At 41.7% G+C, this 25,434-nt stretch carries 21 protein-coding genes; 17 read left to right on the top strand and 4 right to left on the bottom strand.

The features are described 5' to 3' along the window. Positions 1-431: 431 nt before the first annotated feature. A complete protein-coding gene (locus tag CXF81_RS19660; RefSeq protein WP_101183083.1) occupies positions 432-1,757 on the bottom strand; it encodes a dicarboxylate/amino acid:cation symporter in 1,326 nt (441 codons plus the stop codon). 136 nt (positions 1,758-1,893) lie between these two features. Here CXF81_RS19660 and CXF81_RS19655 point away from each other — a divergent pair, with 136 nt between their 5' ends. Beyond that, positions 1,894-4,077 (top strand): Ig-like domain-containing protein, encoded by a 2,184-nt coding sequence (locus CXF81_RS19655; protein ID WP_232772003.1) that lies wholly within the window; start codon positions 1,894-1,896, stop codon positions 4,075-4,077. 54 nt (positions 4,078-4,131) lie between these two features. On the opposite strand, the gene astB is transcribed toward CXF81_RS19655, so the two are convergent. Further along, positions 4,132-5,469, bottom strand: a complete 1,338-nt coding sequence (gene astB, locus CXF81_RS19650; RefSeq protein ID WP_101183082.1) for an N-succinylarginine dihydrolase — start codon at positions 5,467-5,469, stop codon at positions 4,132-4,134. A 313-nt stretch (positions 5,470-5,782) separates the two neighbouring features. On the opposite strand from astB, the gene topA reads away from it, so the two are divergent. Both topA and CXF81_RS19640 read left to right on the top strand, forming a co-directional pair. After that, positions 5,783-8,425: a type I DNA topoisomerase gene (topA, locus tag CXF81_RS19645; RefSeq protein WP_101183081.1), complete on the top strand. Its 2,643-nt coding sequence runs from the start codon at positions 5,783-5,785 to the stop codon at positions 8,423-8,425. 9 nt (positions 8,426-8,434) lie between these two features. Further along, positions 8,435-8,989: a DUF2058 domain-containing protein gene (locus CXF81_RS19640; protein WP_101183080.1), complete on the top strand. Its 555-nt coding sequence runs from the start codon at positions 8,435-8,437 to the stop codon at positions 8,987-8,989. 101 nt (positions 8,990-9,090) lie between these two features. On the opposite strand, the gene rne is transcribed toward CXF81_RS19640, so the two are convergent. Then, on the bottom strand, positions 9,091-12,348 hold the full coding sequence (rne, locus tag CXF81_RS19635) for a ribonuclease E (protein ID WP_101183079.1): 3,258 nt from the start codon (positions 12,346-12,348) through the stop codon (positions 9,091-9,093). Positions 12,349-12,967: 619 nt separating this feature from the next. On the opposite strand from rne, the gene rluC reads away from it, so the two are divergent. Then, entirely contained in the window at positions 12,968-13,915 is a 948-nt protein-coding gene (rluC, locus tag CXF81_RS19630) for a 23S rRNA pseudouridine(955/2504/2580) synthase RluC (RefSeq protein WP_101183078.1), read from the top strand. Then, positions 13,905-14,540, top strand: coding sequence for an HAD-IA family hydrolase (locus CXF81_RS19625; RefSeq protein WP_101183077.1), 636 nt, complete (start codon positions 13,905-13,907; stop codon positions 14,538-14,540). The genes rluC and CXF81_RS19625 overlap by 11 nt, the downstream gene beginning before the upstream one ends. Positions 14,541-14,683: 143 nt before the next feature. Here CXF81_RS19625 and CXF81_RS19620 read toward each other — a convergent pair whose 3' ends face one another. Further along, positions 14,684-15,307, bottom strand: coding sequence for a nucleoside triphosphate pyrophosphatase (locus CXF81_RS19620; protein WP_101183076.1), 624 nt, complete (start codon positions 15,305-15,307; stop codon positions 14,684-14,686). A gap of 111 nt (positions 15,308-15,418) precedes the next feature. On the opposite strand from CXF81_RS19620, the gene yceD reads away from it, so the two are divergent. The 12 genes from yceD (at position 15,419) to CXF81_RS19560 (ending at position 25,363) form a co-directional block, all read left to right on the top strand. Continuing rightward, positions 15,419-15,940 carry a 23S rRNA accumulation protein YceD gene (gene yceD, locus CXF81_RS19615; RefSeq protein ID WP_101183075.1) on the top strand — a complete coding sequence of 174 codons (522 nt, stop codon included), beginning with the start codon at positions 15,419-15,421 and terminating at the stop codon, positions 15,938-15,940. 11 nt (positions 15,941-15,951) lie between these two features. Then, a complete protein-coding gene (gene rpmF, locus CXF81_RS19610) occupies positions 15,952-16,122 on the top strand; it encodes a 50S ribosomal protein L32 (protein ID WP_006011475.1) in 171 nt (56 codons plus the stop codon). 14 nt (positions 16,123-16,136) lie between these two features. Beyond that, the gene (plsX, locus tag CXF81_RS19605) at positions 16,137-17,159 is read left to right on the top strand and encodes a phosphate acyltransferase PlsX (protein WP_101183074.1); all 1,023 of its coding nucleotides are present in this window, start codon (positions 16,137-16,139) and stop codon (positions 17,157-17,159) included. Between the two features lie 3 nt (positions 17,160-17,162). Continuing rightward, positions 17,163-18,122: a beta-ketoacyl-ACP synthase III gene (locus tag CXF81_RS19600; RefSeq protein WP_101183128.1), complete on the top strand. Its 960-nt coding sequence runs from the start codon at positions 17,163-17,165 to the stop codon at positions 18,120-18,122. 90 nt (positions 18,123-18,212) lie between these two features. After that, positions 18,213-19,130, top strand: coding sequence for an ACP S-malonyltransferase (gene fabD, locus CXF81_RS19595; RefSeq protein WP_101183073.1), 918 nt, complete (start codon positions 18,213-18,215; stop codon positions 19,128-19,130). A 22-nt stretch (positions 19,131-19,152) separates the two neighbouring features. Further along, on the top strand, positions 19,153-19,890 hold the full coding sequence (gene fabG, locus CXF81_RS19590; RefSeq protein ID WP_101183072.1) for a 3-oxoacyl-ACP reductase FabG: 738 nt from the start codon (positions 19,153-19,155) through the stop codon (positions 19,888-19,890). A 189-nt stretch (positions 19,891-20,079) separates the two neighbouring features. Then, a complete protein-coding gene (gene acpP, locus CXF81_RS19585; RefSeq protein WP_006011481.1) occupies positions 20,080-20,319 on the top strand; it encodes an acyl carrier protein in 240 nt (79 codons plus the stop codon). Between the two features lie 76 nt (positions 20,320-20,395). Next, positions 20,396-21,640 carry a beta-ketoacyl-ACP synthase II gene (fabF, locus tag CXF81_RS19580; protein ID WP_101183071.1) on the top strand — a complete coding sequence of 415 codons (1,245 nt, stop codon included), beginning with the start codon at positions 20,396-20,398 and terminating at the stop codon, positions 21,638-21,640. 141 nt (positions 21,641-21,781) lie between these two features. Then, entirely contained in the window at positions 21,782-22,651 is an 870-nt protein-coding gene (gene pabC, locus CXF81_RS19575) for an aminodeoxychorismate lyase (RefSeq protein ID WP_101183070.1), read from the top strand. After that, complete coding sequence (mltG, locus tag CXF81_RS19570) at positions 22,648-23,721, top strand: endolytic transglycosylase MltG (protein ID WP_101183069.1); 1,074 nt, start codon at positions 22,648-22,650, stop codon at positions 23,719-23,721. The genes pabC and mltG overlap by 4 nt, the downstream gene beginning before the upstream one ends. Further along, complete coding sequence (gene tmk / locus CXF81_RS19565; protein ID WP_101183068.1) at positions 23,721-24,389, top strand: dTMP kinase; 669 nt, start codon at positions 23,721-23,723, stop codon at positions 24,387-24,389. Before mltG ends, tmk begins: the two co-directional genes overlap by 1 nt. Further along, positions 24,389-25,363: an AAA family ATPase gene (locus tag CXF81_RS19560; protein ID WP_101183067.1), complete on the top strand. Its 975-nt coding sequence runs from the start codon at positions 24,389-24,391 to the stop codon at positions 25,361-25,363. The genes tmk and CXF81_RS19560 overlap by 1 nt, the downstream gene beginning before the upstream one ends. The last annotated feature ends 71 nt before the right edge of the window (positions 25,364-25,434 follow it).

Here is a 25,434-nt window from a genome sequence, read left to right as displayed (position 1 = left end):
ACAGTTTAACTTTACGCCTGACACCGAAAAAAAAGCGTAACTTTATTAAGATGTAAGTTAGTAAGTGTTCAGTTTGATTGCACGAAGGGAAATCAAAAAACGTCTGGTAGAAAGTATGGATTGGGACGCGATCAGTTTTATTAACGCTGGTCGACACATGCAAACCAAAATAAACATGTTCCGTGTGAATTTAAGTTTATTTACACTAAGTTTCCTTAGCCTTAGCTTTTCTTGCTTCGCTCATGCCGCATATTCATTGAGTCTTGTGGTTTAAAAAAGAATAATAAATTATTCAAAAGCGTTAAAAAAGGTGTCCTTTAGTGAACACCTTCTTGTTACATCAATGATGTGATTTTTTGCAATGTCGGTTACAGTTACTTGCAAGGCTCACTTGCTCCGAAAAGGCCTTGCTTTAAGTTAGCTGTATCCACTTATTCTATGACGCTCTTTTTGTGTGCAAGTGTTCTGTCGTTATACATATCTTCATCTAATTCGCCCTCTGTCTTGGCAACGATAGTCGCAATCGTGCTGTCACCCGTTACGTTTACAACGGTGCGAGTCATATCAAGCAAACGGTCTATACCGATAATTAATGCGATACCCTCTACAGGTAAATTAACCTGTTGCAATACCAACGCGAGTAATATCAATCCAACACCCGGCACGCCAGCTGTGCCCACAGATGCTAGGGTCGCTGTCATTACAACCATCAGCAAATCAACTGTCGATAAATCAACGTTATAAACTTGAGCAATAAACACAGTGGCGATACCTTGCATAATGGCAGTACCGTCCATGTTAATGGTCGCGCCCAGTGGCAGAGTAAAAGAGGCTACCGAGCGACTAACGCCGAGTTTTTGTCTGGCTGTCGCCATTGTTAAAGGCAGAGTTGCGCTGCTGCTTGCAGAACTAAATGCAAACATAGCAACTTCTCTCATTTTAAATAGCAGATTAGCAGGATTCAGGCCTGTGGTTATTTTCAGCAGTAAAGGATAAACGATCACTGCGTGCAATACTAAAATGACAAAAACGTTTATAAAGTAATTAAAAATAGCAAAAATTGCGCTTGAGTCTACTGTTGCCGCTAATTTTGCCAACAAACAGAAAACCCCATAGGGCGCGAAATTCATGACAATGGTCACTATCTTCATAATGACTTCGTTGAGGTCATTAAAGGAAGCGGCGATGCGCTTGCCTGCTTCTCCAGCGTATGTCATCGAAATACCAAATAAAATAGCGAACACAATAATCGGTATCATTTGTCCTTCTGCCATGGCGCTTATTGGATTACTTGGCACCATGTCAATGATGACTTGAACAAAGCCTGGTGACTCTGTTGCTACAAACTCGCTGGTTTCAGTAGGCGGGTTAAATCCTTCACCTGGTTTGAAAATTAATGCAGAGGTCATAGCAACAATAACGGCGACAAATGTCGTGAACATATACAGTGCAATTGACTTTCCACCCAAGCGTCCCAACTTTGAAGGGTCGCTCAAACTGCTCGTTCCACATATTAATGATACGAAAACTAAGGGCACCACGAGCATTTTCAAGGCGTTGACAAAAATCTTACCTCCCGCATGAAATATACCATCTACGAAAAATCCATACGTAGAAAACGTCATTGAGAATATGTTGAAATCAAGATCTCCTATAAGATAGTTTGCAACTTGCAGGAGAACACCTATCAGGATTCCGGCGCACATGCCGATAAAGATCCGAGTGGTTAAACTTAGTTTTGTGTTGTCGGTGGACATTTATAGACCTTTTTATTTTCGTTATATGTCTGTATACCCAAAGACTACCAATTCTTGAGTCAAAGCTAAACATATTTTGTTTTGGTGACCTGTTAATTGGCTAATTTACTAGCGAGAACTCAGTAGGGTATTTTAAATGAAGGCGTTAATAAAATTTTTAGTAGTGTGCACCACCTCCATTATGCTTTTTGCGTGCGGTGGCGGAGAGGAATCTTTAACTAGAGATGGCGGTGGTCCTACAACGACACCTGACCCTGATCTGGTCGCCACTTATTCGGTAGCTGTAAGTATTGCAGATAATCAGGGCAATGCAGCTAACGAGTTGAGTGAAGGTAATCCATTAATTATTACGACAACATTAACCGCTACCAACGGTGGCATTATTAATGACGTGTTAGTTACTTTTTCGCTAAGCCAAGTCAATTTAGCAACATTCAATAATGACACCGCAACCGCGTTGACTAATGCTGACGGTATCGCTGTTATTGGCCTTGAGGTCGGTAGTTTGCGTGGCGACGGTGTTGTTAGCGCAAGCATAGAAGCGGGCGCATCAGGCACTGTAGGATTTAGTTCCGCAGGTATTCAGGAAGTTCAAATAGTGCCAGCATCATTAGAACTGTTTGCAACACAAGTGCAAATGGCTTCCAGCGGTGATGACAAGGTAGAATTAATTGCGGTTGTCAAAAATGAACAAAACGTGTTGTTAGAAGGTGTTGTGGTTGCGTTCTCTGCAGACGCTGGTTCATCAATAGAGAGTGTTTCAGGCTCGACAGGGCCAGATGGTAAGGCCACTGCAACATTAACGACTGAGAATAACCGCAGTAATAGATTGATTAACGTTACAGCAAGTACAGCATCATTAACTGACTCGTTGTCAGTAGATGTTGTCGGTACGGAGATTAACATCAACGGTGCTAGCTCAGTGATTATAAATGACCAGGCGCCGATCACATTCAACTTGGTAGATTCGTCGGGTATTGGTATATCGGGGCAGCAATTAACGCTTTCAACCGATGTTGGACAGTTAGATAATATCGCTCCGATCACCGGTGCTAATGGTCAAGTTACGGTTAATTTTACCGCGATTTCATCAGGTCAAGGGACGATTAGTGCTTCAGCATTAAATGCTTTCGGTTCGTTACAAATGACAGTCCAACAAGATGACTTTTCATTTTCATCATTGCCAGAAGCAGATGTTCCCCTGCAAACGGATCAAAGCCTATCAATTCGTTGGTTTAAAAATAATGCTGCTTTTGTAGGAGGCTCAGTTACGATTACCACCTCTCGTGGCATTATAGCAACACCAACAGTGACGACGGATTCGGCGGGGACTGCATCCGTCAGTATTCGTTCAGAGTTTGCAGGTCCAGCCTCAATTTCAGCATCAGGTACCGATGCAGACGGCAACAGAGTTACAGCGCGAGCAAATATTGAATTTATTGCAACGCAAGTTCAAAGCGTATTTGTTGACGCTACACCTGACTTGATTGGTCCTGAGGGACAGACTAGCACCATTAGTGCTGTTGTTCGTGACCCAAGTGGCAACCTAGTAAAAGGCAAAGTGGTTGATTTTACTTTAATTGATTCTAACGGTGGCAGCATTGAACCAAACAGCGCAACCACTGGCAGTGATGGAATTGCGTCTACTGTATACACATCAAATGCGGTTAGCCCTGAAGATGGCGTAACCATACAAGCGACAGCAGACGGTGTCGTGGGGCAGGTTGATCTAACTGTCGGCGACAGAGCCTTTGATATCTCGATTGGAACCGGTAATGAAATTGAAGACCAAGACCCTTCAACATACCTAAAAGAATTTGCCGTGTTTGTGAGTGATTCCGTTGGACGTCCAGTTGAGAGTGCTGCGTTAACCGCTTCAGCAACGCCAATAAAGTTGGTTAACGATGGCTCTTATAGAAAGGGTGTATGGATTTGGGATGCTGATAATGAAATATGGTTTGCTGCTACGACAATAGAGTGCGCAAACGAAGATCTTAACAACAATGGGCGTTTGGATGCAGGTGAAGATACCAACAATGATGGAGAGCTAACACCAGGTATCATTGGTACTATTAGTTTTAAAGACAGTATTTCTCGCACTAATGCTGCAGGTCAAGCAACGCTTGAGCTAAGATATCCTAAGCAGTTTGCCGTGTGGGTTGGAGTCGAAGTATCCGTTTTTGGGCAAAGTTCGGGTAGTGAAGCGAGAGATAGCCAGACCTTGATCCTGCCAATTGCAACCACCGACATTGCTAGTGAGGTCAATCAGCCGCCCTCGAATCCATTCGGTTTTGGTTCAACTTGCACAGATCCAAACTAAGGTAAGTTAACTAATAAAAAAACCGCTGAAGTAGAGTTTAGCGGTTTTTTTGTTCTAGTTTTGGAAACGATATACGCTCCCAAGGTGTAAAATTTGAGTAAGTTCGTCAAGTGCAGTACGCGATTCTATTAAGAGCTGTGGATCGATTAAATCAGCAACATGTAACTCGTCACGATAGTGCTTGTTAACCCATTTACATAGTCCGTTATAGCTGCTCTGATTAATCAAAGTATGCTGATTTACTTTGTCCTTTTCGACTTCTGTCATCGCTACTCTGAGTCTCAAACAAGCAGGTCCACCCCCGTTTTGCATACTCTGTTTTACGTCAAAATAATGCACTTCTTTTATGGGCGTATTTAAGGTGACGAGTTTTGCTAGATAGGCAGATACCGCCACATTATTTTCACATTCTTTTGGCGCAATGATCGCCATGTTTCCATTAGGTAAGCGAATAACTTGGGTATTAAATAAATAGGTTTTAACTGCATCGGCAACAGATACCTCAGTGTCTGGTACTTCAATAAAATGAAAGTCGTCGGAACCAAATTTTTGAAGTATTTCCGTCCGCATTTTTTGCGTGTTTAAGAAAGCCTGTTGATGATAAAACAACACATTTTGGTTACCCACCGCGATAACGTCATTGTGAAAAACACCGGCGTCAATAACCTCCGGGTTTTGCTGTGCAAATACAACATTATTTTCGCTTAAACCATGTAGTCGTGCGACAGCTTCACACGCCTCATAGGTCTGTCGAGCTGGGTATTTTTGTGGTGCTGGTTTTGACTCATCAAAGGCATAGCGACCAAATACAAATAATTCGACACCATTACCACCATATTCTTGACACAAGCGGGTGTGATTTGCAGCACCTTCATCACCGAAATGTTCGTTGTCTGGCAAATGTTCATGATGCGCGAAATAGTCAGGATCGGCAAACGTTGCTTTTAATATATTACCCGTTACCTGAGGCTCTAATGAACGATGGTATTTGTTGGTTAAATTGGCTGGCGTGAAGTGTATTTTAGCATCGGCAGTATCACCGCTTGGCGAGACTGTTGCCGCGTTTGCTGTCCACATACTAGAGGCTGAACAAGAGGCTAAAAAAATATGCGGTGCCTGCTTATACGCTTGCTGCATTACGTTTGCATCGCTACCGCTAAATCCAAGTCTGCGAAGTGCATAAATGTCAGGTCTTTCTTGTGGTGCTAGAACGCCTTGTACCATACCCATATCGGCGAGGGCTTTCATCTTTTGGAGACCTTGTAATGCCGCTTGTTTTGGTTTACTTACCCCATTAGCGTTGCTTTTCGATGCAACATTGCCGAAAGATAAGCCAGCATAATTGTGAGTGGGACCGACTAGACCGTCAAAGTTAGCTTCAAATTGCTTCATTTATGCATCTCCAATAGTTACCTTATGTGTGCTCAAGTCAGCTAGGTTTGCTGAGTAAAAGCAGATAAAGAATCGTGTTAGTTGAGCGAACTGCAGACAAAGTATACGCAATTTTTTTAGCATGCCAATTCATAAATATGAAAAAGTCATAAAAAACAAAGAGTTTAGTTATTTTTAAAATATAAGTATGTGGAACAACTTGTTTTCTATTCACTTTGTAGATATATGTTAAAAAGGAAATTAATAAAATTGTTAATAGCGTTAGACGCTTTTTATAAATAAATCACTGTATTTCATAAGGTTCTTTCCATAAATGGGTAAATCACTGGTAATAGTAGAGTCACCGGCCAAAGCGAAAACAATTAATAAATATCTAGGTAAAGATTTTATTGTTAAATCGAGCGTTGGTCACGTGCGAGATCTTCCAACTAAGGCATTAGGGAGAGTTGAGCCTAAAAAACCAGCGAAAGAACTAAACCAGTGGACGGAAAAAAAGAAAGCTGCATACCTAAAAGATTTTGAGTATCAAAAACTCGTTGACCGCATGGGAGTTGATCCAAAACAAAACTGGATGGCACATTATCAAATTTTGCAGGGTAAAGAAAAAGTTGTCGCAGAGTTAAAGAAATTAGCCAAAGATGCTGACACTATCTATCTTGCAACGGATTTGGATAGGGAGGGAGAAGCTATCGCCTGGCATCTTCAAGAACTGCTAGACAGTAAAGGAAAAACATTTCAACGAGTCGTGTTTAACGAAATTACCAAAAACGCAATACAAGAGGCTTTTGCTGACCCTGGCGTGGTAAATATTAACCGGGTAAACGCGCAGCAAGCACGCCGTTTCTTAGATCGTGTTGTTGGTTTTATGGTGTCTCCTTTATTATGGAAAAAAGTCGCTCGTGGTCTGTCTGCAGGCAGAGTGCAATCGGTTGCAGTGCGTCTTGTTGTTGAACGCGAACGGGAAATTAAAATTTTTGTACCGGAAGAGTTTTGGGATATTCAAGCGGACCTAACTACGCAAACAAAAGATGCATTGAACATGTTAGTCGCAAAACACAATGGCGTTGCGTTCAAACCGGTCAATAAAACACAAGCTGATGTCGCAGTTAGTGCATTGGAGTCTGCTGAGTACACTGTTGCTAGCCGCGAGTCTAAACCAACACAAAGTCGGCCGTCAGCGCCTTTTATCACATCAACGTTGCAGCAAGCAGCAAGCACTCGTCTTGGATACGGCGTAAAGAAAACCATGACAATGGCGCAGCGCTTATACGAGGCTGGGTATATTACATACATGAGGACTGACTCGACTAATTTGAGCAAAGACGCTGTGGAAGGCTGTCGCCAATATATTCAGAAGAATTTTGGTGTTCAGTATTTACCAAGCGATCCACTCATTTATGGCAGTAAGGATGGCGCTCAAGAGGCACATGAAGCCATTAGACCGTCGAACGTGACTATCAAGGCAGATTCACTCAAGGAAGTTGAAAGAGATGCTCAGCGTCTCTATGAGCTCATTTGGCGACAATTTGTTGCATGTCAGATGACACCAGCAAAATATGATGCCACCACTATCCGAGTTGAAGCCAACGGCTATGAACTAACCGCAAAGGGGAGAGTGTTATTATTTGATGGTTGGACTGTGGTGCAACCGCAAATAAAACGCAAAGGAGACAATGAACTTTTACTGCCAAACGTGAAGCAAGGCGACAAACTCAAGCTAATCGAATTGGATCCTAAACAACACTTTACAAAACCGATTGCCCGATTTAACGAAGCATCATTAGTTAGAGAACTTGAAAAACGCGGCATTGGTCGTCCTTCAACCTACGCGAGTATCATTTCTACTATTCAAGACCGTGGCTACGTTAAGTTGGACAGCAAGCGTTTTTACGCTGAAAAAATGGGGGAGATAGTTAATGACAGATTGGTCGAAAACTTCTCCGATCTCATCAGCTTTGATTTCACCGCTAAGATGGAGCAGCGATTAGATGATATTGCGCATGGTGAAACTAAATGGAAGAGCGTTTTAGATGATTTTTATTCTGAGTTTTCCGAGCAACTAGAAATTGCAGAAAAACCAGTGGAAAATGGCGGTATGAAACTGAACCAGCCAGTTCCTGTGGATATTGAATGTAGTAAATGCTCGCGTGAAATGAATATGCGAACCGCTAGTACAGGCGTTTTCTTAGGCTGTTCAGGCTATAATTTACCGCCCAAAGAAAAGTGCGCCAACACGATGAATCTTACCCCTGGAGATGAGGTAATTAAGGTTGACGATGAAGAAGAATTAGAAACTGAGGTATTACGCGCTAAACGTCGTTGTGATAAGTGTGGTACGGCGATGGACAGTTACTTGGTGGACGAAAAACGTAAGCTACATGTGTGCGGTAATGCGCCCACATGTGATGGTGTTTTTGTTGAGCAAGGAACGTTTAAAATAAAAGGCTATGATGGCCCCATTATCGAGTGCGATAAATGTGGTGGTGACATGGAACTCAAAAATGGTCGATTTGGCAAATACTTTGGTTGTACTAACGAAGAATGCAAAAACACGCGTAAACTGTTACGCAGCGGGGAAGCCGCTCCGCCGAAAGAAGATCCGGTATTTTTACCCGAATTAGAATGCGAAAAATCAGAAGCTCACTTTGTATTAAGAGATGGTGCCGCGGGACTTTTCTTAGCCGCTCATACATTCCCTAAATCACGCGAAACACGAGCGCCACGAGTTGCAGAGTTAGCGCGTTTTAGAGATCGAATTTCGCCCAAGTTTTATTATTTAGCTGATGCACCAAAAGCGGATCCAGATAAAAATCCGTCGATTGTTCGATTTAGTCGTAAAACCAAGCAGCAGTATGTGATGTCAGAAGACGATAAAAGTAAAGCAACTGGCTGGTCTGCATGGTATGAAAAGGGCAAATGGGTTGTCGACGACAAACGTAAGAAAGCGAAAATATAGAGAATAACAATGGCATTATCGTTACAAGAACAGCTGCTTAAAGCAGGTTTAGCTGATAAAAATAAAGCAAAGAAAATTAAGCAGGAAAAGCACAAACAGGTCAAAGCAAAGCAGCGCAATAATCAAGAAATAGAGAGCGACTCTAAAAAAGCGGCGGCTGTTGCGCTCTCAGCTAAGCAGGAAAAAGATCGATTACTTAGCCAAGAGCAACGTAATGAAAGATTGCGCAAAGAAATTATTGCGCAAGTTGTCAACTTAATAAAAGTTAACGCACAAGCCCGTCGTAAAGGTGATGTTGTGTTGAACTTCACTGACAATAACCTTGTTAAACGCATGTACGTTGATAAAAACACGCATAAACTTGTTACACAAGGCCGATTATCGGTTGTTAGCTGTGAATCCGATGTGTATGAGCTGGTGCCAACGCCTGTTGCCGACAAGATAAAAGAGCGTACTCCTGAGTCTGTGATATACCAAGCAACAGAACTACCAGAAGATAAAGAGAGTACTGAAGATAACGATTGGTATGCTGATTACGATATTCCTGACGACTTGACCTGGTAGCTAATCAAGCAGTTCAATGTTGTTGGTAAGTTAGTTTTTCTTTAAGCAAAAAAAAGCAGAATCAATTGATTCTGCTTTTTTGTATCTGCCTCAAATAAGCATTATGAACCAGAAGTGGTATTCTTCATCGGCGAACTAGCTTGCGACTTTGAATTCGCAACAACCGCTGATTTACCACCGAGTCCCACATTACCTCTAAGATCATCAGAAATGGCGTGAACTATTTGTGGTTCCGATGGCATATCGATTTTTGCCGGTGTTGCCATAGGATGAGACGCAGTCTTAACTGCAACCCTAACATAAGGAACTCGAGCCTTGGTTTCTTTTACCTTGGTTTGCGCTTTTACCGGCGCGGGTGCTGTTTCTGCAACTCCTTCCGGTGCTGTTTCTACAACTGCCTCTGATGCTGCTGTTACAACTGACTCTGGTGCTGTTGTTACAACTGCCTCAGGTGCTTCTTCTACAACAGCTTCTGGTGCTGCTTCTGGCGCTGCTTCTACAGTTGCTTCTGGCGCTGCTTCTACAGCTGCTTCTGGCACTGCTTCTACAGTTGCTTCTGGCGCTGCTTCTACAGTTGCTTCTGGCGCCGCTTCTACAACTGCCTCTGACGTTGTTTCTACAAGGTCTGCTGGCGCTGTTTCTACGACTGCTTCAGGTGCTGTTTCTATAGCCGCTGCTGGTGCTGTCTCTACAACTGCTTCTGCATTAGTGCTTACAGCTGCTATAGAAGTGACACTAGCATCTAGCTCAATTTCCTTTTGAACAGGCTCAGGAGACGCCGTTTGTGCTGCGTCTTCAGCACTGTTAGTGTCACTCGGCTGGCTAGAAGCCTTAGCAATAGGCTCGTCAAATTGCAATTCATCTTGCACAGAATTAGCATCGTCGGCGCCGTCTGAAGTGGTTTTCTCGTCTTTATCTTTCTTGCGACGTTGTCCTGCAGCTCTGACGTGTCTCGGTGAGCGTCGTCCTCTGCCACGAGGTGCCTCTGTTTCACCTTTAGATACATCGTTATCGTCAGAGTTGCCAACGTCTGAGGTGTGAGCGTCTGAGGTGTGAGCGTCTGAGGTGTGAGCATCTGAGGTGTTAGCATCAGTATCTGTTGACGCTACTGCGACTTGCTCAACCGCTTCAACTTCTAATGGCGGTTGCACGATAGCTTCTGCAGCCTTTGTTACCGGCTTATTTTCAATGTCATGTTGAACAGAGTCGCTGGTTCTGTTCAGCGGTGACGCTTCAGCTTGATTTCCCGGCGCTGGCGCAGGGGAATCGTCATTAACACGTACAGCATTTCTTGTGTCTCTGCGCTTTCTTCGTTCAGCTGGAGCTCTCTTCTTAGCTGGCTTAGGTGTTGACGTGTCAGGTGCTAATTCAACACTTTCTTGTGACTTTTCATCTTGTTTTTCAGATGCTGTTTTACGTTGTTCGCTTTTTTGATGTTCTGGACGATCATTATTATTACGACGCTTACGATTATTAGGACGCTCACCTTGTGGCTTATCTTGGCCGTCTGTAGAAGCTTCAGATGTATTTTCCTTGCTACTTTCCTCTGCACGAGTACCGTCAGGACGATTTCCTCGAGGATTATTTCTACTGCGCTTATTTTGGTTTCTATTTCTATTGTTATTGCGACGCGGCGGCACTACCACCTCAGGTTGCTTCTCTTCTTCTTCAAAAAGTGATTTAAACCAAGCAATGGTTTTTGTAATAATAGAAGGTTCAACTTTCTCAGTTTTTTCAACCTTTTCGGTTGGAACAGGGGCAGGAGCTGCTTGAACCGGAGCCGTCATACCCGAAATCGCTGGCTCTTCTCGCACAACCACTTTAGGAGCCGTTGTATCTGCAGCAGTTTGCGGTACCTGAGCCAACTCAATATTATAGCTAATATCATCAATTTTATCATCCGGACGTCGACGCACAATTTCATAATGTGGTGTTTCGAAGTTGGGATTTGGAATAATCAATAACTCAACGTTATGACGATTTTCAACGCTCAGTAATGCATGTCGCTTTTCATTAAGCAGATAAGTTGCTACGTTAATCGGCAACTGCGCTTCAATTTGCCCTGTATTGTCCTTGATGCTTTCTTCTTCGATAATACGTAAAACAGAAAGTGCAAGAGACTCTGTTCCGCGAACAGTGCCATGCCCGCTGCAACGTGGACACACATGATAGGCAGATTCACCTAAAGACGGGCGTAAACGCTGGCGAGACATTTCGAGTAAACCGAAACGAGATATGCGGCCAAGTTGAATGCGAGCTCTGTCAGGTTTGACTGCATCTTTCATTCTGTTTTCAACTTCACGTTGATGCTTAACTGGGGTCATATCGATAAAGTCGATAACAACTAAACCACCTAAGTCACGTAAACGCAGTTGTCTTGAAATTTCATCAGCGGCTTCTAAATTGGTATTGAACGCAGTTTCTTCAATATCACCGCCTTTAGTCGACCGTGCCGAGTTGATATCGATAGAAGTTAATGCCTCTGTTGGGTCAATAACAATGGACCCACCAGAAGGTAATCTAACTTCGCGTTGAAATGCTGACTCAATTTGACTTTCAATTTGGTAGTGACTGAATAATGGAACGTCGCCTTCGTACAACTTAACGCGACTAACAAAATCAGGACGAACTAGCTCAATGTGCGCCAATGCTTTTTCAAAAACTGCAGGGTTGTCGATTAGTATTTCGCCGATGTCTCTGCGCAGGTAATCTCGAATAGCGCGAACAATGACGTTACTTTCTTGATGAATTAAGAAAGGAGCAGGTTTAGACTCTGACGCCTTCATGATATTAGACCAGTGATTGACTAAAACGCCCAAGTCCCACTGTAGCTCTTCATATGATTTACCAACGCCGGCAGTACGCACTATCAAACCCATACTGTCAGGTAATTCTAATTTACCTAATGCCTGTTTTAGGTCAGTTCTCTCATCGCCTTCAATTCTTCGCGATATGCCGCCAGCCCGAGGATTATTTGGCATTAAGACCAAATAGCTACCTGCAAGCGAAATAAAGGTTGTTAACGCAGCCCCTTTTTGGCCTCGTTCTTCTTTATCAACTTGAACAATGACTTGCGTGCCTTCTCTAACAACATCTTTAATGTTGGGACGGCCTTCAAGTTTGTAACCAGATGGGAAGTAAGTTTTTGCAATTTCTTTTAATGGAAGGAAACCGTGGCGGTCAGCACCATAGTCGACAAACGCAGCTTCTAAGCTTGGTTCAACACGTGTGATTGTGCCTTTATAGATATTTGCTTTTTTCTGCTCGTGGCCAGGGCTTTCAATATCCAAATCGTAGAGTTTCTGCCCATCTACAAGGGCTACACGCAACTCTTCAGATTGAGTTGCATTTATTAACATTCTTTTCATTGTATCTAACTCAGTATAGGAATAGTCCTAGTAGATACAGCTTTGAATTAACTGTTTTACTGAGCCTCACGGCTGAGTTAAATTGTCCGTTGATGTGCTATCGGAAATTACAAATCCTTGTTTATTATCATATTTATAAACTTTCATTGTACAAAAAATCCAACAACCCTTAAAAAATTAGGGCTTCCTTTACAATCTTTTAAACTAATGAGCTTACCTCACTAGCGTTAATTCAAATCTGTTCAACAGTCTATTTACCTGTTTAATTTAACCTTGTTGCATTTATTTTTGAATGCAGTGCATGTCTTTCCCAGCACTCGATATCAAGGCGCACATTCATTTTTTAAAACTGAATGTTGGTAATTGGTGTCGTTTATCGCCCGCGTATACTCATTTTGGCATGTAGGGCTGACTTGACAGTTTCTCTATTTTGTAACAAGTCATTGACCTGTTGTATTGTTGCCAATAGATGGACACTGCCGCACCGAGGTGTAGTATTGCTTATATTGAGCCGATAAACAAGGGTAGGTAAGTAAAATACAGTTTAAAAAATTCAGAAAAACAGTGATTTGCATGCGTATTCAATCCAAAGGTGAGATATAATGCCCAAATGAATGAAGAATATAATAATGTGCAATCGCTTGAAATTGATGAAGACAATCAATTTCAGCGTATAGATAACTTCTTGACCAGCAAACTCAAGGGCGTTCCGAAAAGTATGATCTATCGGATCGTCAGAAAAGGCGAGGTAAGGGTAAATAAAAAACGAGTTAAGCCAGATTACAAATTAATGATAGGCGATATTGTGCGCGTCCCTCCAGTGCGCACGACGGTAAAAGAACAAGTCAACGTTAACTTAAATCGCGTTTCCACACTGGAAAGTCACATCATGTTTGAGGACGACCGCATTATTGTATTCAATAAGCCTTCTGGACTCGCTGTGCATGGTGGAAGCGGGCTTAATTTTGGGGTTATTGAAGGATTGAGGGCGTTACGTCCACAGCACCAGTTTTTGGAGTTAGTTCATCGCCTAGACCGAGATACGTCTGGTTGTTTATTAATCGCAAAAAAGCGCTCAGCACTTAGGGACTTGCACGAACAATTACGCAGTAGGCAAGTTGATAAACGTTATCATGCGTTAGTGGTTGGACAGTGGCCAGCGGATTGCTTCAAAGTTATTGCGCCATTACAAAAAAACGTACTCAAAAGTGGAGAAAGACTGGTCTCCGTTTCTGACCAAGGAAAACCCTCTGAAACACGCTACCGAATTTTGCAAAGTTATGCGCGTTCCACATTAATCGAAGCGAGTCCTGTAACAGGTAGAACACATCAAATTCGTGTGCATTGTTTACATGCAGGACATCCGATTGCGATGGATAGCAAATACGGTGATGACGAATTTGATGCGCATTTAAAGAAGGTGAAGTTTAATCGGCTATTCTTGCATGCAAAAAGTCTGTCGTTTAGGCATCCGGTCAGTCAAGAACGGCTTAAGTTTGAAGCTGACTATGACAGCGCACTACGTAAATTATTAGAAAAGCAAAGCCATGAAATTTAAATACATCATTTTTGACTGGGACGGCACAGTCATGGATTCAGCAGCTAAAATTGTTGCTTGCATGCAGAAAGCCGCTGAATTAGCGCAAATAGAGATCCCGACAACAACTCAAGTTGAGCACATTATTGGTATTAGTCTGCACCCAGCTATAAAACAGTTATTTTCAATTGATGACAGAAAAGCGGATGAGATTGTTTTGCATTATAAACGTATTTTTCTTGAACAAGACAAAATTGCGAGTCCATTGTTTGATAAAGCAACTGAAACGCTAATTCTTCTAAAGCAGAAAGCCAGGTTAGCTGTTGCGACGGGTAAGGCACGTCGGGGATTAGAACGTGCTTGGGAACATACCAATACAAAACATTTTTTTGAATTATCGCGCTGTGCAGACGAAGCAGAATCGAAACCAAGTTCTGATATGTTGTTGCAAATAATTAAAGAATGGAACATTGAGCCGCAACAAGCATTAATGGTAGGTGATACTATTTACGATATGCAAATGGCTGAAAATATTGGGATGCCCAGAGTCGGGGTTTCCTATGGGGTGCATGACAAGGCCGAATTACTAAAACATAAGCCGCTTAGCATCATTGATAGTTTTGATATGATGCAAATATTTGTGTAGTTAAGTTCAATTATCGAATGTGCCCTTGTACTAATTCCGGTTTGTTTTAAGTCGCTATAAAAGTCGCTTTAAATAGATGAACGCAAATTTGGTGTAACCCTGAATTCCATAACGCCTGGGATGTTTCTTTACAACCACGTACATTAGGCCAACAGGCTATTCAAACCGATATTAATCAACATTTTATTCAAGGCGATTAATGGTAGCCCGATGAGTGTATTCGGATCGGTAGATTCAACTTTATCAAACAAGGTGATGCCTAGTCCCTCGACTTTGAAACTCCCTGCACAGTCTAATGGTTTTTCAATGTTGATATAGTTTTGAATCTCGCGCTGACTAAGTTGTCGAAACGTAACGTCAACATATTCTGAAATGATTTGCGCATCATATGTCGGCGAAAGGCAGCACAAACCAGTTACAAATCGAACCGATTTACCAGAACAAGCGGTTAATTGATGTATTGCGTTACTGATAGAATTAGGTTTTGTCAGAACATTGATAGTAGATAAGGGACTACCTTTTTCCGCTTCCTTTATATACGCAACTTGGTCAGAACCAATAATCGTTGATTTGGGAAAGGATTTTTGAATCGCCAGCGCTTTTTCATAACTGAGTCGCTGTACTAATGCCGATGGTGTCTCGCCATTTCGCCTTGACTCATCAATGTTAGGAGACTGCGTGTTGAATTTATGGCCCAATTTTGTTAGTTGTTGTTTGCGATATGGTGAAGAAGAGGCGAGTATTAAGCCGTGAGCAAATGCATTCATACTGTGTAATTCCTAAATCATTAAAATAAAGACAAGCATTCTAGCTATATTTCGTACCATTCGCCTAAAATCTTTGACTCAACGCTGGTAAACCTTTAATATGCGCGCGCTATGGATAAAGTGAAACTACCCCGATTAATAGATCCACTGAAAAGTGCGATGAAACGTTCAACCTACGATGGCGTTTATTCTACCTCTTTAATGGAGCGACTGGTCGGGTCTGTAATTTCTTGTGGCGACTTTGTTTCCGTGGATGTTAAGTTTTTAAAAGACGCGCAGAGTCTTACTTACTTTCATGGAACAGCAAATGCGCAAGTGACGTTGCTTTGCCAGAGATGTAACCATGAATTTTCTCATTCAATTAACGTTGAATTTTGTTTTAGCCCCGTGCAGGGTGCCGAGACAGAGGAAGAGTTACCAGAAGCTTTTGATCCAGTAGAGGTCAATGACCATGGAGAAATCGATTTACTTCAGTTAATTGAAGACGAGTTAATTTTGTCACTACCTATTGTTGCGCTTCATGCAGAAGAAAATTGCAGCGTAGGACCTGATGATATGACATTCGGAATAATCGAACCGGAACAAGAGCGTAAAAACCCATTTGCGGTTTTAAAAGAACTTAAGCGAGACTAGGAGTTTAACCTATGGCTGTACAGAAGAATAAAAAGACACGTGCACGACGCGGCACGCGTCGTTCACACGATGCATTAACAGGCGCAACTTTATCAGTTGATCAAACGTCTGGTGAAACTCACCTTCGTCACCATGTGACGGCGGATGGTTTTTACAAAGGCAAAAAAGTTATTGCTGTTTAATCCGGCGATAACAGTTGTCTAACGTAAAAATTGCATTAGATATCATGGGGGGCGATCACGGTCCCCATGTTCTTTTGCTTGCTGCAACAAATTCCCTACAAAAATTGCCTAAGCTACATTTGACTATTTGTGGACATGCGAGCGCATACGCTCAATTTAGTAATGAGCTGGATGTCAAAACACGCTTGCGTGTCGATTTTGTTGACTGTGATGAAATTGTAACAATGACTGACAAGCCGACCACAGCGCTTCGCAAAAAAAAACGCTCTTCTATGCGCAAAGCTATCGAGTTAGTCAAATCAGGTGATGTTCAAGCTTGTGTGAGTTCAGGCAACACGGGAGCGCTGATGGCAATGGCTTATTACGTTCTTAAAACGCTACCAGGAATATCGCGTCCCGCACTTATTTCTTGGCTGCCTAAAGGTCAAGGTAAAAAAGTACTCCTTCTCGATCTTGGTGCATCAGTTAACTGTGATGCAGAAGGACTATTTCAATATGCTGTAATGGGGTCTGTTTTAGCTGAACAATGTTCGCATATTAATGAACCTAAAGTTGCCCTGCTAAACGTGGGTCAAGAAGACATAAAGGGAAATACGCTGGTAAAGCATGCAGATCAACTGCTACGTGATTGTCCAAGCGTTAACTATATTGGCTATGTAGAAGGCGATGAAATTTTTTCTGGGGACGCTGATGTTGTCGTCACTGACGGTTTTACCGGTAACATTGCGCTAAAATCGAGCGAAGGTATTGCAAAATTAGTCATCAATGAAATAAAACAAGCGACAACAGAAACATTTTTCGCACGATTATTAAGCAAATTAGCTTTACCCTTACTGAAAAAACTCTATCAACGTATCAACCCCGACCAGTATAATGGCGCCAGTCTGATAGGATTGCGCGGAATTGTTGTTAAAAGTCACGGGAACGCTTCGGCAGAAGCTTGTTATTACGCAATAAAACAAGCTTATGAGGAAGCAGAAAATGCAGTTCCAGACAAAATAAAAACAAAAATAGAATCAGTCTTGATGGAGCATTAATTGATATATTCACGATTTATAGGAACGGGTAGTTACTATCCAACGGATGTGCGTTCAAACGCAGATCTGGAAAAAATGGTTGATACTACAGATGAGTGGATTATTGATCGTACTGGTATAAAAGAACGTCGTCTAATTGGTAAGCACGAAACTGCCGCGACAATGGGCGCTGAAGCGTCCATAAAAGCGCTAGAAGCAGCAGGAATTAATGCCAGTGATCTTGATATGATCGTTTGCGCAACAACTAGCGGTCGTTATGCACTGCCAAGCACAGCTTGCGAAATTCAAAAAATTCTTGAAGTAGACAACATTCCTGCTTTTGATATTGCCGCAGCGTGCGCAGGGTATTGCTATGCATTGAGCGTTGCCGATCAGTATATAAAAAGTGGTATGGTAAAACGAATTCTAGTCATCGGTACTGATTGCTTGAGTCGTCTTATTGATCCAGCGGATAGGTCAATGGTGATTTTATTTGGCGACGCTGCCGGTGCGACTATTATAGAGGCTAGTGAAGAGCCCGGTATTCTCTCCACGCACATTAACGCAGCCGGTTCACACGGTGACTTGTTACGCGTCGGCAATCCAACCCGCGGTGATGAGCAATCGGTGCATGAAAATTGGGGTGAGATGAAGGGCAATGAGGTGTTTAAGGTTGCGGTAAGAAAGTTGAGTCAAGTTGTAATCGAAACTCTCGAAGCCAATAATCTTAAAAAGTCGGATATCGACTGGTTAGTGCCGCATCAAGCCAATTTTAGAATTATTAAAGCGACTGCTAAAAAGTTAGATATGTCACTGGATCAAGTCGTAATGACGCTAGAAAAATATGGCAATACATCGGCTGCTACCGTCCCCACAGCATTAGATACGGCAATACGAGATGGCCGTATACAACGCGGTCAGCACTTGCTGCTAGAAGCTTTTGGTGGCGGTTTTGCGTGGGCTTCGGCACTGGTTAAGTATTAGACTAAAAAATAAGCAATAACGTATTTGCGCTAACTGCACACGCAGCAAAAACGCTTTTTAATTAGAAAGACACAATAGTAGGATGGACAAATGAGTAAAACAGCCTGTGTATTCCCTGGACAGGGGTCACAAAGTGTTGGAATGCTAAAGGAATTGGCCGAACAATTTTCTGTTGTAACAGACACGTTCGCTGAAGCATCAGCAGCTTTGGGATATGATTTGTGGAAAGTCGTTCAAGAAGATGATGGAACAAATCTAAATCAAACCCATATTACACAACCCGCATTGTTAACCGCCAGTGTAGCTGCTTACAAAGTGCTTATGTCTAAAAAGCCGGTTTCCCCTGCGTTTTTAGCTGGACATAGTTTGGGAGAGTATTCAGCATTGACATGCGCCGGTGTTTTTTCATTACCAGACGCAGTAAAGCTTGTGCGTGCTCGTGGCGAGTTTATGCAACAAGCCGTACCTGCAGGAACCGGCGCTATGTATGCCATTATTGGTTTGGCAGACAGTATTATTACTGATATTTGTGAGCAGGTGTCACATGCAACAGGACAAGTTGTCTCAGCAGTGAACTTCAATTCACCTGGGCAAGTGGTTATTGCTGGCCAATCTGACGCAACCGATAGAGCCAGCGTATTGTGCAAAGATGCAGGGGCAAAGAGGGCGTTGCCTCTTGCGGTTAGCGTACCTTCTCATTGCGCCTTGATGAAACCTGCGGCCGAAAAACTAGCCGAATTATTCAATGATATTACCTTAAAAAAACCACTAATCAGTGTCGTCAATAACGTTGATGTTAAGATTGAAAGTAACTCAGATAAAATTAAAGATGCGCTTTTACGTCAACTTTATTTGCCTGTTCGCTGGACGGAGTCAGTGTTGTATTTGAGCGATGAAGGGGTAAGCGATATCATCGAAGTTGGTCCTGGTAAAGTGCTAACAGGTCTCAATAAAAGAATTAATAAAAGTTTAGTATTGTCATCATTTAGTCAACCAAGTGACTTATAGTGTTTCAGCGGAAAGGTAAATAATGTCTAGTTTAAATGGAAAAGTAGCCTTAGTAACGGGCGCAAGTAGAGGCATAGGAAAAGCGATTGCCGAACAGTTAGTTTCAATGGGTGCTACTGTTATTGGTACTGCAACGAGTGATAATGGTGCTTCTGCTATTTCAGCGTATTTAGCTGCAAATGGCACTGGAAAGGTACTAAATGTCAACAACGACAGTTCAATGACTGACTTATTATCACAAATCAATGAAGAGTTTGGTGGCATAGATATTCTGGTTAATAACGCCGGTATTACGCGCGACAATCTATTGTTACGGATGAAAGACGATGAATGGAACGATATTATTCAGACCAATCTAACATCTGTCTTCAAGCTATCAAAAGCGGTCTTGCGTGGCATGATGAAAAAGAGGCACGGTCGAATTGTGAATATTGGTTCGGTCGTTGGCTCAACTGGTAATGCGGGTCAAGCTAACTATGCAGCGACTAAAGCAGCAGTGATAGGATTCAGTAAATCACTGGCAAGAGAAATTGCCTCTCGGGGTATTACGGTCAACGTTGTGTCACCGGGTTTTATTGATACTGATATGACGAAGAACTTAACCGACGATCAAAAAGAAGCGATATTTAAAGACATTCCAGCAAATCGATTGGGTTCACCAAACGAAATTGCGGCAACTGTTGGATTTTTGGTCAGCGATGAAGCTGGCTATATTACAGGCGAAACTATTCATGTGAATGGTGGCATGTACATGTCATAGTTGCTTGTCTATTGTTTTAATTGCAAATATAAGTAAAATAGCAAAAAAAGAGTCTGTTTTAGAGGCCGGCTCTGTAGTAAAATTGTGGTTAGACCACAGTCATTATTGCGGGAATGTCTTGCAAGCAGCCAGGTAGGCAAATAAACTACCGTACAAATTTTTATAAGCACGTAAAGGGAACAAGAGATTATGAGTAACATCGAAGACCGCGTAAGAAAAATCATTATTGAACAACTTGGTGTAAAAGAAGACGAAGTAAAATCTGAAGCCTCGTTTGTTGATGATTTAGGTGCAGACTCTTTGGACACTGTTGAGTTAGTAATGGCTTTAGAAGAAGAATTTGATACTGAGATCCCTGATGAAGAAGCAGAGAAAATCACGACAGTTCAATCAGCTATTGATTACATCAACGCTAACAAAGACGCGTAATTGAATCTTTAGAAAAACGGCTCTTTATGGGCCGTTTTTTCATTTCTGAGTTTTATAAAAAAGTATGGAGACTATCATGACTAAACGTCGTGTAGTGGTAACCGGTATTGGAATGCTTACCCCCCTTGGTAATGATGTTGATACTACATGGAACAACATTTTAGCAGGCAAAAGTGGTATTGCTGACATCACTCGATTTGATGCAAAAACGTTTTCGACTCAATTTGCAGGAGAAGTAAAAGACTTCAACCCTGAGGACTATATTGCGAAGAAAGAAACCAAAAAAATGGACCGTTTTATTCAGTTTGGTATTGCTGCCGGTATTCAAGCCCTGCGTGATGCTCAGATTGATATTGAAAAAGTGGATCCGGAACGAATTGGTGTTGCAATCGGTTCAGGTATTGGTGGATTAGAGCTAATCGAAGAAAACCACAGTAAGCTTTTGAATAGTGGCCCTAGAAGAGTCTCTCCATTCTTCGTTCCATCAACAATTACAAACATGATTTCAGGCTTCCTTTCTATTATGGAAGGTTTGAAAGGCCCAAATATAAATGTCGTAACAGCCTGCACTACAGGTGTGCATAATATTGGTATTGCTGCACGACTAATCGCGTATGGTGATGCTGACGGTATGCTAGCTGGCGGGGCTGAAGCAGCAATAACGCCGCTGTCGATCGCTGGTTTTGGCGCTGCTAGAGCGTTATCTACAAATAATGACAACCAACAGCAAGCCAGTCGTCCTTGGGACAAAGACAGAGATGGATTTGTCATGGGTGAAGGTGCTGGTGTTGTTATGTTAGAAGAGTATGAACACGCGAAAGCACGCGGCGCTAAAATTTATGCAGAGCTCGTAGGTTTTGGTATGAGCGGTGATGCTTATCACATGACATCTCCTCCTGAAAATGGAGAGGGTGCAGCCTCTGCAATGAAGAATGCCCTTAAGGATGCTGGTATTGAAGCTAAAGAAGTGGGTTACATCAACGCACATGGTACGTCAACACCTGCTGGAGATGTGGCTGAAGTTAGTGCTGTGAAAAGTATCTTCGGTGATGCAGCAAAAAGCGTAAAAGTGAGTTCGACCAAGTCGATGACGGGTCATTTACTTGGCGCTGCTGGGTCGGTTGAAGCTATTTTCACTATACTAGCACTGCGCGATTCAATAGCACCCCCGACTATTAACTTAAATAACCCAGGGGAAGGTTGTGACTTGGACTTTGTTGCAAATGAGGCGGCAAAATTTGATTCTGATTACGCACTGTGTAATTCATTTGGTTTTGGCGGCACTAATGGTTCATTGTTGTTTAAAAAATGGACGGCGTAAATTCTGGTTTATTTTGCTCAAAAACTAGTTAAGAATGAACACAATTTGCTATGATAAAAAGCCACGGGTTCGTGGCTTTTTAGTATTCGCTATAGCAAAGGGAATGACGTTGAATAATATATTTAAGATCATGGTCAAAACATGACAAACATATCAGGTTTTATACTAACTAGTGCACCTACACTAAAAAATCGTGCATTAAATTATGGTGACGGTTGTTTTAGTACTATGTTAAGTAACAAGGGTCATGTTGAATTACTCAATAGACATGCCAAGCGATTACTAAGCGATGCGAAAAAATTACATATCGTAAATAACGAAGTAGCATTTACTATTAATGATTTGAAAGATCTTATCAGTGATTTTGCTTTGAATAGTTACAAATTAAGTAATAAAAATGACCAAGTGGAATGCCAAGTAGTTAAATTATTAATTGCTAGGGGAGATAGCGACCGCGGATATACACCGTCATTGCGCAGTGCTCCAGTGTTGCTGCCAAGTTCACATAATTATCATCGTATCGCTAACAGAACCATAGGTTTAGGGGTTGCTAAAATGACATTAGCAGAGCAGCCGATATTATCGGGCATTAAACATTTAAATAGATTAGAACAGGTGATGGCTAAAATTGAACTAGCTGACCATAAAGGTGTTGATGACTTAGTACTAACAAATGCAAAAGGCATTATGATTGAATTAACGTCATCGAATTTGTTTTATTGTATTGACGGTCGCTGGTATACGCCCTGTTTAGATAAATCAGGTGTTAACGGCGTTATGCGACAATTTATATTGGATTATATGCACCGTAATAAGATTTTTTGTACGGTTTGTGACATGAACGTGTCAGCATTAGCATCCGCACAAAGCGTATTTAGTTGTAATGCAGTGACACAAATAGTGCCTGTCTCTTTCCTAAACATGAACGGCGACTGTATTAAATTTGAGACTCAATCGACTCAACTATTAGCATATAAAGTTGCAATCGAAATAGTGCAGGAACAAGAATGAAAAAAATTGCTATTTTTGCCTTGATATTGCTTATTATTACGGTCGTAACTTCTGTCTATGTTTATCAAAGCATTGACCAATATGGTGTCGAAAATAAATACTTTGGCACAGCCAATTCAATCTTAACTATTCAGTTAAAAACAGGCGACTCAGGTACGTCAGTATTAAATAAGTTGAAAGAAAAGGGTGTTTTTGGAAATCCATTGTTTGCTAAGTTGTGGTTAAAACTTCATCCACAATATAGCACGGTAAAAAAGGGGTATTACGAATTCGCGTCTGGTGCAAGTATTGAAAGTATCTTTAACGCTATATCCAAAGGTAAGGTAAAGCAGTTTTCAATTGCCTTAATCGAAGGGCTCACATTAAGGCAATGGCTCGCGTTATTGGCTAATAATGACGCAGTTAATTATGATATTGATGATACCAACGCATTATATGATGACGTGGTCGGCGTTGCAAACAATAGTGAGGCGAATAAAAATGTAGCGAGTCCTGATACGTCCTTCTGTGTTAATGAATATCGTTCTTTGGAGGGCTGTTTATTAGCTAATACTTACTTTTTCGATTATCAAACACGTGCTTCACAGATTATCAAACGTGCTTATACTAGTATGCAAATAGTAATCACTCAGCAATGGCAGGAACGATATATTGACACTGTATATGATTCGCCGTATGAGATGCTGATTATGGCTTCTATTATTGAAAAAGAAACGGCTGTTGAAAGTGAACGAGGAATAATATCGGGTGTGTTTGATAATCGATTAAAACAAAACATGCGCTTGCAAACCGATCCCACTGTTATTTATGGGATTGGTGAAAGTTTTGATGGTAATTTAACTCGAAAGCACTTAAGACAGAGAACCCCTTACAATACTTATGTAATTAAAGGCTTGCCAATTACTCCTATCGCGATGGCTGGTCCCGCTTCTATTCAAGCTGCTGCTAAGCCTGATATAACAAAAGCAATTTACTTTGTCGCCAAAGGTGATGGAACTCATCAATTCTCAGAAACCTTAGCGCAACATAATGCTGCAGTTCGTAAATACCAATTGAAAAAAGGAAAGTAATGACCCCATCATTTATTGTTGTCGAAGGGTTAGAGGGTGCAGGAAAAAGCTCAGTCATTGAATTAATCCGTTCATTTTTAGTGACCAAAGGCCATGCGGTTGAGTGCACGCGTGAACCCGGCGGCACACCTATGGCTGAAGCAATACGAGAATGTGTGAAACAAAGTTGGGATGAAGTTGTTACCCAAGAAACTGAGCTATTGTTAATGTATGCAGCGCGCAGTCAATTGGTAGAAAATAAAATCAAACCCGCAATGTCTGCAAACAAATGGGTGATTGGTGATCGCCACGATATGTCTTCCGTTGCTTATCAAGGAGGAGGAAGAGGAATAGACCTAAGTGTGTTGGGTGCCTTAAGAACGATGACATTAGGAGATTTTGAGCCTGATTTAACTCTTTATTTAGACGTCGAACCGAGTGTTGGCCTTGCTAGAGCAAGAGGACGTGGAGAATTAGATCGCATCGAGTTATCAGGCTTAACATTTTTCGAAAATGCCCGAAAAACCTATAAAGAATTGGTCACTGCGTCAAATAAGGCTATCGAAATAGATGCGATGCAAACGATGGATAAAGTGCATTCTGATGTAACAATTGTGCTTCATGATTGGTATGCAAGCTATCTGCTAACTAATAAACCCAGTAGCGACAATGATAGTAGGAAAGCATAATGTATCCTTGGTTAGAAATTACATTTAACGCCTTAATGGCGCGCTATCGAGCGGCTAAATTACACCATGGTTTATTATTTATGGGCGTAGCAGATGCCGGCAAAACACAACTGTGTCATTCAATAGCGAAGGCTCTTCTGTGTAAATCAGTATTAGCTCACACTCATGTTGAAGCTCAACGCCCCCGTCTTTTTGAACCTGATGACGCTTTTGAATCGCCTCACAAGACAGCACAAGAAGCCTGCGGTACATGTAAATCATGCTTATTAATTGACGCAGGCTCACATCCAGATTTGCATGTTATTACAACCGATAAGTCACAAATTGGTATTGATGCTATTAGACAAACAATTGCAAAAGTGACACAAACTTCGCAGCTTAGCGGTAATAAGGTGGTTATTATTTCGCAAATTGAACTCATGTCTGAATCAGCTAGCAATGCGTTGTTAAAGACACTTGAAGAACCGACACCAAATACCTATTTGCTGATGACGACTAACGAATCTCAGCGATTGCTTGCAACCATACTGAGTCGTTGTGAGAAACAAACCATTGCGTTACCTAGCTATGATCAAAGCTGTCATTGGTTGCGCATGCTACAAATACCAGAACCGAGTAAAGCGGCACTTATAGCTCATGGTTCTTCTCCTATTACCTATAGGAATGAGTTAGAAAACGCAGATAGCATCGGTTTTGATGACTTTGTAATGACGCTAAAAGGCTTAATTGATGGTAGCGACACAGCCAATAGAGCCGCTTTAAAATGGCATTTTGATGCGCCTAAAGTAGCCAAGTGGTTGGCGCAACATTGGCTTGAAATATATAAAAATAATAAAAATGAATTTGCTTATGAAAACTATCAAGCCTGCTTAATTGCATCAAAGCGCATGAGCCATCCAGGGCTAAATAAATCGTTAATATTGACCTCATTGTTTACCCAATTACGTAGTATACAAGTAGCTTCGTTTCATTAGCCTTAGGCACTATAAAATTAACGCCTTTTGGTTTATGTAGTAATAAATCCAAATACCTCACGGGAGAACTT

It is taken from the genome of Glaciecola sp. 33A, assembly GCF_002836745.1.
GTDB lineage: Bacteria > Pseudomonadota > Gammaproteobacteria > Enterobacterales > Alteromonadaceae > Glaciecola.
Note: the sequence above shows the minus strand (reverse complement) of the source record. Positions and strands in the feature narration are given on the sequence as shown.